Origin of the sequence: Pelagibaculum spongiae (assembly GCF_003097315.1) — a bacterium.
In the GTDB taxonomy this organism is placed as follows: domain Bacteria; phylum Pseudomonadota; class Gammaproteobacteria; order Enterobacterales; family Pelagibaculaceae; genus Pelagibaculum; species Pelagibaculum spongiae.
In genome coordinates this window covers 123,838-132,833 of record NZ_QDDL01000011.1, presented here as the reverse complement: position 1 = coordinate 132,833, position 8,996 = coordinate 123,838, and the positions used below count along the sequence as shown (strand labels likewise).

The 8,996-nt window shown below is 43.5% G+C and carries 5 protein-coding genes; 3 read left to right on the top strand and 2 right to left on the bottom strand.

Going from position 1 to position 8,996, the window contains the following annotated elements:
• Positions 1-238: 238 nt before the first annotated feature.
• Positions 239-1,963 (top strand): single-stranded-DNA-specific exonuclease RecJ, encoded by a 1,725-nt coding sequence (gene recJ / locus DC094_RS19230; protein ID WP_116688753.1) that lies wholly within the window; start codon positions 239-241, stop codon positions 1,961-1,963.
• 68 nt (positions 1,964-2,031) lie between these two features.
• Positions 2,032-3,072, top strand: a complete 1,041-nt coding sequence (gene moaA / locus DC094_RS19225) for a GTP 3',8-cyclase MoaA (protein WP_339374134.1) — start codon at positions 2,032-2,034, stop codon at positions 3,070-3,072.
• Positions 3,073-3,129: 57 nt separating this feature from the next.
• On the opposite strand, the gene DC094_RS19220 is transcribed toward moaA, so the two are convergent.
• The gene (locus DC094_RS19220) at positions 3,130-6,906 is read right to left on the bottom strand and encodes an SIR2 family protein (RefSeq protein ID WP_116688752.1); all 3,777 of its coding nucleotides are present in this window, start codon (positions 6,904-6,906) and stop codon (positions 3,130-3,132) included.
• 178 nt (positions 6,907-7,084) lie between these two features.
• Between DC094_RS19220 and DC094_RS19215 the strand changes: the two genes are divergently transcribed.
• Positions 7,085-8,266, top strand: coding sequence for a thiolase family protein (locus DC094_RS19215; RefSeq protein ID WP_116688751.1), 1,182 nt, complete (start codon positions 7,085-7,087; stop codon positions 8,264-8,266).
• Between the two features lie 246 nt (positions 8,267-8,512).
• Here the strand turns inward: DC094_RS19215 and DC094_RS19210 are convergent, their stop codons facing one another.
• The gene (locus DC094_RS19210; protein WP_116688750.1) at positions 8,513-8,686 is read right to left on the bottom strand and encodes a hypothetical protein; all 174 of its coding nucleotides are present in this window, start codon (positions 8,684-8,686) and stop codon (positions 8,513-8,515) included.
• Positions 8,687-8,996: the final 310 nt, after the last annotated feature.

Below are 8,996 nucleotides of genomic sequence, written 5' to 3'. Positions count from 1 at the left end.
TGTGTTAATAGCAATTTAATGCGGCGTTTAAGTGGTATTCTGAAAGAGGTGCTTAAATTCGGGAAAATATCAAAAAAACCTGTCAAGCGATTTTTATATTAAATTGTGCTGAATGGTTACTTTATTTTTATGAATTTAGAAAAATAAAAGGAGTCTCTTCTGCAGGGTATAGTGCTTTTGATAATGTGGTTAAAACAGCAATGTTGCTGATCCTCCGCTTTTCTGTTCGAATGCCGTTATGAGCTTTGAAATTTCCCAACGTAGCTGTCCGGCCGGTCATCTTGATGATCAGTTGCCGATGTTTTTACAGCGAATTTATCTTTCCCGTGGCATTTTGCATCCCGATCAATTGGATATGCAGATGTCGGCGCTTGAGCCTCCGCATAGTCTTAAAGAAATTGAACCGGCCATTGCATTGCTGCGCCGTGCGATTCGTAGTCACCAGCGGATTTTGATTGTGGGTGATTATGATGCCGATGGCGCTTGTTCGACTGCGGTGGCATTGCTTGGACTGAAAGCGATGGGCGCGGTCAATGTTGACTATTTAGTACCTAATCGCTTTGAAACCGGTTATGGCTTGTGCCCGGAAATTGTTGAGCAGGGCATTGCCAAGTTTGCGCCAGATCTAATCATCACAGTCGATAACGGGATTTCCAGTATTGAAGGGGCTAAGGCTGCCAAGGCTGCTGGAGTAGCTTTGTTAATTACCGACCATCATTTGGCCGGTGAACAACTGCCCGAAGCAGATGCCATAGTGAACCCTAACCAACCGGAATGCCGTTTTCCAGATAAAGCATTATGCGGCTGCGGGGTGATGTTTTATATCTTACTGGCATTGCGCACTGAGTTACGCCGCCGAGGGTGGTTTAATGATCAGCTGCCCGAGCCAAATATGGGCCATTTACTCGATTTAGTTGCGCTGGCAACGGTGGCCGATGTAGTACCACTTTCCCATAACAATCGAATTTTAGTGCAGCAAGGTTTGGCTCGAATTCGTGCCGGTCGCTCTCGTCCGGGTATTACTGCTTTGTTGGAACTGGCCAACCGCAATCCACAAAGATTAGTCGCTTCTGATTTAGGCTTTGCTGTCGCACCGAGATTAAATGCGGCCGGTAGGCTGGAAGATATGAGCTTGGGGATTCGGTGTTTGCTGACAGATTCAGTAGCCGAAGCGCGGCAATTGGCGCAGCAATTAGACCAGCTAAATGATGAACGCCGACACCTTGAGCAAGAAATGCAGCAGCAGGCCAGGTTATGGCTTGAAGAGCTGGATCAGTTAAAGCAAAAAAAAATCCCACGGGCGATTTGTCTCTATCGGTCTGACTGGCATCAGGGCGTAATTGGTATTTTAGCTTCGCGAATTAAAGATATTTACCATCGGCCAGTGATTGCTTTTGCCGATGGTGGTGATGGCATGATTCGCGGCTCGGCGCGTTCGGTAGCCAAGGTTCATATTCGAGATGCGATTGAAAGCGTCACCACCAAACACCCACATCTTTTAAAATCATTTGGCGGCCATGCGATGGCAGCTGGTTTATCGCTCAAGGCAGAGCATTTGCCCGCATTTGAGCTGGCTTTTATTGAAGAAGTGGAAAACCGGTTAGCCGAAAAAGACTGCCTAGGTGTTTACGAAACCGACGGCCCGTTGGCAGGCGTTGAGATGACGTTAGATACCGCCAAAATGCTCAGAAATGGTGGGCCGTGGGGCCAGGGTTTTGCAGAGCCAAGTTTTCATGGTTTGTTTTGGGTGGATAGTTGGCGAGTGGTCGGTGAAAAACACTGGAAGCTGACGTTAATCTCGATCGATGGTGGCGAAGCGATCGATGCAATCTGGTTTAGTCCCGATGCAAAATGGACCCCACAGCAGGGTAACCGGCTAGAGCTGGTTTACCGTTTGGATGTAAATGAGTTCCGCCAAAGAGAGGCGGTGCAGATAATGGTGGTTAAAGGTCGCTTGGGCTGATCTGTCACCTTGTTGCAGTTAGTGCGCTGTCATAAGCTTAAAATCCAGTCTGAATGAGACAGTTATTGATGATGTCCAGCTCCGATTCCCTGCCAGCAGAAGGCCAAGCTGCAAGTCCAGTGTTGCGTCCTGTACTGAAAGACAAGTTTGGTCGTGAAGTTACCTATATTCGTATCTCGGTAACCGATCGCTGTGATTTTCGCTGTACCTATTGTATGGGTGAAGATGTTGAATTTTTACCGCGCGATAAGGTGCTCAGTCTGGAAGAAATTCATACCATCGCCAGCGCCTTTGTTGAAATGGGTGTGAGTAAAATTCGTATTACGGGCGGTGAGCCGCTGGTTCGGAAAAACTTGATCTGGTTGTTAAAAGAACTTTCAGCTTTGGAAGGCCTGGAAGAGTTGGTGATGACCACCAATGGCTCGCAGTTAACTCGATTGTCGAAAGATTTAGTTGATGCAGGCGTTAGCCGACTGAACATCAGCTTGGATACATTAGACCGCGAATGTTTTGCAAAGCTGGCGCGGCGCGATAAATTTCAGCAGGTAATGGATGGCATAGATGCAGCTCGTGAAGCCGGTTTTAAGCGAATCAAGCTTAATGCCGTCATTCAAAAGGGCGTCAACGAGCATGAAATCATGCCGCTGGTTAATTTTGCATTGTCTAAAGATATCGACATTTGTTTTATCGAAGAAATGCCGTTAGGCGAAGTCGGTTATGACCGAAAAGAAAATTTCATTAGCAGCGATGAGGTGCGTGAAATTGTCGCTAAAGAATTAAACTTGGCAGATTGTAAAGATTCCACCGGCGGCCCGGCAAAATACTTCAAAGTCGATGGCGGCCAACGAATTGGTTTTATCTCACCACATAGCCATAACTTTTGTGGCGACTGTAATCGAGTGCGCTTAACTGTAGAAGGCCGTTTGCTGCTATGTCTGGGTAATGAGCATTCAATGGATTTACGCCAAGTCGTGCGTGATCACCCAGGTGATGTTGACTTCCTAAAGCAGAAAATTCTTGAAGCCATCGACCTTAAACCACTAGAGCATCATTTCAATTTGGATGAACAGCCAGAAATTGTTCGGTTTATGAACAGTACCGGTGGTTGATTGCAAGCAAATTCATTATTAAAAAACGGGCAGTTTGAAACTGCTCGTTTTTTTGTTTCAGCTTATACATTTTGCTCGTAGAATTTGAAATCTTGGCTTGTCAGTGAGGCTGGGAGCATGGCGTTCAAGCTCGATAAAAAAATGACTCATTTCATAAGGCCATTTTGATTCATCTTCTGGAAGTATTTTTTCGAACAATTCAAAAAACTGTATAGCATGAGAGCAAAGCGCTCTTGAAGAGCCTGCAAGATATGCAGGTAGATCTGTTGCATCTGTCATTTTAGTTAATACAGGTGAAATCGCTGGATAAAGTTCGGGAAAAAACTCCCCTGACCAAAGTAAAACCTCGATAAGGTTGCATGTGATCTTGTTAGATCTACAGTGTTTATGCTTAGGCCAGACGGATTTAAAAAAGTCCACAATGCATGGAATAGATAAAGTGTTCTGTTCTGAGTCGCTTCTTAACCACATTTCGATTTGTTGAATGGTTAAGTGTCTGAATTGTTTGTTATTTATGACCAAGCATTGCCGAACGAATGAATCAGTTATCTTGGTTTCCTTATTGCCTTTTTCTGCCGCCCAAACGTTTAATAATAAAGAGCATGTCATTTCTAGAGTTTGTCCCTCTAGCAATGCTGCTGAATTTAACGCTTGAAGAAGTACATCTTGCATAATATCAGGAGCTTTGGCGATTGATGATTGATTGTGAGCTACCAAAGCTCCAACACAGAAGGCTTCTTTTTTTTCTGGGTTTTCAATGAGTTTGTAAAGATGTTTTTCAACCCAGCTTTTTTGAGTGGTAAGTAGGCTATTCAGTGCTGCTGAAAAATATGCAATTCCGTATCTTGCCAAAGGCATCGGGTAGTTGATCAAAAGAGTGGCAACATTTTGCCAGTTAGTATCATGCTCGTTTGCAGCATTTACTAAGAGCTTGGCGAGCTTCCCTGTGAAAAAGTTGCAACTATCATGGAACCAGTCAACAGCTGTTTGGCTTGTTATATCGTGTGGGTAAAGGGTGGCAAATTCATAGAGGTCAGTGAGAATGTCTGAAATGACCTCGACAATATTTGTTTCAGTTAGGTTGCTGTTCAGTACTTGAGCTTCAAGCCAGTCTGTAATTTCTTCAACGAACAAAATTTTATGGTTTGGTTGAAGCTTTTTAATTAATTTTAGGCTTCTAGCGTAATTCGTTTGGGGAAAGTTTTCCCGTGCTGTACTTGAGAAGAATTTCTTCCATGGCCATTCATCAAATGGTTGGCCATTTTCGGTATTTTCCAACTCTAATATGAGCGCATTTATTGCGTTGTCCGTTTCTGATTTGCAGTAACCAGACCAAGGATCGGTTTCTTCAAATTGATAAAAATCGATCTTTGAAATTTTTTTAGCTTTTTTAATAACCTTTTCAAGAGCAAGATCCTGCAAAGCATCGCAACTTTCTTCTTGCCTGATAAAGCCAACTCTAGTTTCTATCGGGTTTAGCGCTGGACGCTCTTTAGCTTGAATTTTCTGGCCGATGTGTTCCATTTTGTCGTGAAATACGTCGGATAGGCGATGCTGCTCTCCATCAATTAGTTGAACGAAATGATAAACCCTTGATGCAAGGACTCTTGCCCCTGGCTCCTCCTCCAGGTCTCGTTTGCTTACTTCTTTAGACAGTACATTCTCAATTATGTAGAGCTCTGCGGGGCTAAAATCTTTCCAATAATGTGAAGCTACTTTTGTTAGATCAGAATAATAAGACGGCTCTTCCAAAAAGTGCTGGTGTGCAGAAAGTATGAAATCCAGCGCTTGTTTTGGATATTTTTTGGGGAGGTATAGGAAGCACCAAACTTTCAATTGAAAAAATATGGGGTCATCAGTTGGCCATGAAATTAAATGCACTAATGTTTCTTTCGGTTTGTATGAATAGGCTAGAGAGAACAGTTGAGCGCAGCATTTCAAATGGTTTGTAAGGCTCTGTCTGTTGTAATTTAACTTGGCGTGACTGAGTGGTGAGAAGTCTAATCTTGGTACGCGAGGTAGCTGCTGGTTGATTACCTCATATAATTTTTTAACAGACAGTAGTTTTCTTATGAAAATATCGAGAAAATTCAGAAGATTGTGGTTCTCTGGGGTAGGCAGGTAAGTTGGGGGGAAGCTAATGGTAATGCCTAGGTGCTTTATTAAATCATCTTCGCGCTTTGGAGAAAATAAACTTTCATCACTGTAAGGCTTGCATACGAGAATAGGGGATATTTCTGAAGCAAGCTTGGTTAATGTCAGCAGATTCCAGCCGATGGCGCTTGCCTCTTGCGCCAACGCTGATTGTCGAAGCAAGGGTGCTTCATCCGCGATCAAATCAACATGGCTCAGTAATAGTGTCCATGCTTGCTTGTAAGGCTCATTGAAGCTGTCTGGTTGGAGCAGCTTAAATCTTAATGAAGTAATTATGTTTGGATGTAATTCTTTTTTTCGAGCCACCCAAGTGAGGGCCTCGTACTGATTTGATACTGAGGCGAGCCATCGGCAGAGGTAATCTAAGCGCTCAGGTAGCTTTTTCGTTTGCTTACTATTTTCCCCGTAGAAAATATTTTCATACTTTTCTTCATTAAAGAAAGAGTCAGTTGCAAAGATTTCAAATGCATCCCAGTTTAAATTTACTTTTGGTGGAGTAAAATCGTAGCTGCTGATTTTGGCTTCTATGTTATCAGAGTCGAGCTTGTACCAGTTTTGAAATGCTGTTGCCTCAAGCTCAGAAGATGGTGAAAGATCTAGGATTTTTAATCGTATGTTTTTATCAAAAACATACAGCCACTCTGCTGTTGGTGATGTTTGAGCAAAAGCCTTGGCACCATCCGTTGATGATACAAGGTGAGCCACCTGACCTCGCTCATAAGGCTGTAAATTTTGAGGGCCTTTCTTGGCGAGAACAGCTATTTTCTGGATCCATTTCTGTGGATTTCTTGCCCTTGCAGCCCACTCTGAAAGGCTATCCCAAAGTTGGTCGTATTCCTGAAAAATAATTCCTTTCGCACCTTTTGAAGCCCAGTCACTAATCACAGAGGCTTCGCTGCCTTGAGCGAAGGCATAGATTTTGTTACGTCTATTTGTCTGATTAAGCGCTTCAAGTAAATATTGAATGGGTGGATCATCAGCAGAATAACCCACAAATACCACAGTAAAATTAACGAGTATGTCTTTAAAAAAATCGGTCGCCCAACCGTGAGCAAGATAGGCTCGTCCATACTGGGCGCTGGTCAGAATAAATCCTTGGCCCTCTTTATCAGATGAATCGTATTCTTTATTCACCCGCCCATGCAGATAGGTAATTCCATTAAGGGCTTGACCATGTCTGATCGAGGGTAAGCGCGGCGGGAGGTGGCAGTATTTTCCAGAGTCTTTTTTACCTAGAGCATCCTCAAACAACCGGTCGAAGTTAGTGGTTACCAGTTGGAGGTCATTGTTCGGTGTTGTGGCTAAATCTAAGAGTATTTTGTGGGATCTGTAGCATTCTTCTGGATGTGTTTCTAATTTTTTCGGTTTCAGAGCTTTCGCAACTTCATGTTCAATGTCGTCCAGAAAGAAATCTTTTTCTAGCAACCCAAAGGCTCTATCACCTGAGCATTTGATTGTGATTTTGTCTGAATCTTTAGAGCCGATTTCTATCTGTTTTTGAATCGCATCATGCTCTGTTATGCCTAAGGAGCGGCAGACATTTCCTACCAGCGAAAAGAAGTCTGGTAGTTCGGCGTCATTCTGAGAAACACCCGCACCACAAAAAAACACAACATTACCTTCATCTCTGGCGATGAGTAGTTCGTCGGGTATTGATGGCCCGTCTTCAATGAAGCGCATGGTTTGCTGTTCCTTCGGCTAAAGCTATTGATTAATCATATCTGCAGAAAACTGCCTGTGCGATAAGCGATTCAATTTCTACAGTAAGGTCTTGAGTTATCGCAACTGATGACTTGTCATCAACCGGTTTTTTAGTGGACAATGACCGCAAAGAATAACTAAAGCGGGAATAACCATAATGAAAGATCCGATTGTCATTGTTAGTGGTGTTAGAACGCCAATGGGCGCTTTCCAAGGTGCTTTGTCTTCACAGACCGCACCTGAGCTTGGTGGCCACGCAATTCACGAAGCAGTTGAACGCGCTTGCATCAAACCTGAAGAAGTCGACGAAGTGATCATGGGCTGTGTTTTGCCTGCGGGCACCAAGCAGGGGCCGGCACGCCAGGCAATGCAGTTAGCACATCTGCCAAACGCTACCGGTGCTATCACAATTAATAAGTTATGCGGCTCTGGCATGAAAGCGATTATGCAGGGTTGTGATTCTATTCTGGCCGAAAGCAATAAAATTGTGGTTGCTGGCGGTATGGAAAGTATGAGTAATGCGCCGCATTTGATTCCTGCTTCACGAAATGGTTTCCGTATGGGCCATGGTGAATTCAAAGATCATATGTTTTATGACGGTCTTGAAGATCCGCAAACCGGCAAGTTAATGGGCGTTTTCGCCCAGCAGTTGGCTGATGAAAAAAATATCACCCGCGAGCAGATGGATGATTTTGCAATCAACTCGCTGAAAAAGGCTAAAGCAGCCATTGAATCTGGCGTTTTGCGCAGTGAAACAGTGCCGGTGATTGTTAAAACCCGTAAAGGCGAGCACATCGTAATTAATGATGAGCAGCCAGAAACGGCAGATTTAGACAAGGTGCGGACATTGCGTCCAGCATTCCGCCGCGATGGTACGGTAACTGCGGCAAACTCTAGTTCTATTTCTGATGGTGCATCTGCTGTTGTCTTGATGCGTGAATCGGAAGCTTTTGATCGTGATTTACAGCCTTTGGCTCGTATTACCGGTTATGCCAGTCATTCACAAGATCCAGAATACTTTACTACCGCACCGGTTGGTGCAGTGAAAAAGCTATTGGAAAAAACTGGCTGGTCTACTGAAGAAGTAGATCTGTGGGAAATTAACGAAGCGTTTGCCATTGTCACTATGTACGCCACCCACAAACTGGGTTTGGATGAAAGCAAGGTGAACATTCATGGTGGTGCTTGTGCGCAGGGTCACCCGGTTGGTTCTTCTGGAAGTCGTATTGTTGTTAGCTTGATTCACGCTTTGAAAAAGCTGGGTAAGCACAAAGGTGTCGCTACTTTATGTATTGGTGGTGGTGAAGCGACTGCGATTGCAGTGGAGCTTTACGAGTAAGCTCTCCTTTGAAGTACAAGCTCTGTAAATAAAAGCGCTGCAATTTATTTTGTGGCGTTTTTTTTTATTTTCAGAGCACAAAAAAGAGCAAGCAGATAAACATACCTAGATTGATCAAGGTAAGTGTGTGGTGGTGTAGGGGGTTTTAAGGTGGGTAGGGTGCTGCCATTTGGTTAGGCTAGATACCTGAGCAAGAGGTAAAGCCTAAACCAAATGAAATAGATCAACGTGCTGTTTTTTTCAGTTCTACTTATCTGAAGACAGTAACCATTCTACAAATTTCAACGCTTCAGTGCGCTTGGAGAAGGTCTGTCTGTTCTTGCCTTGGCTATCGGTGAAGGCAATTGACGATTTGTTGACTGAAATTGAATCTACTGGAAAGTTGACTGTAATTTCGTGTCCGTTTATTAGGTATGACATATGGTCACACTCCTTTTTTTATTAAAGCTACCGATCGGGTAGTTTTTTATAACAATAAGATATCCTTGGCGTTGTTACTAAAGATAGCTGCTAAAGCGCTAAAGGTAGTTGCGAAAGATGAATTTTAGTTCAATTCGAGATTAATCAACTTTTTATGCTTATACAAGCAGCCTGTTGATTGTTTTGTCAGCGATCCAAATGATTGGATCGAAAAAGCAAAACGAATCTCAAGCTGAAACCAAGTTAAGCATAAAGATATGACAGTGAAGTGACTGTCGATAGATGATCGAACCTGTTGTGATAACGCTTA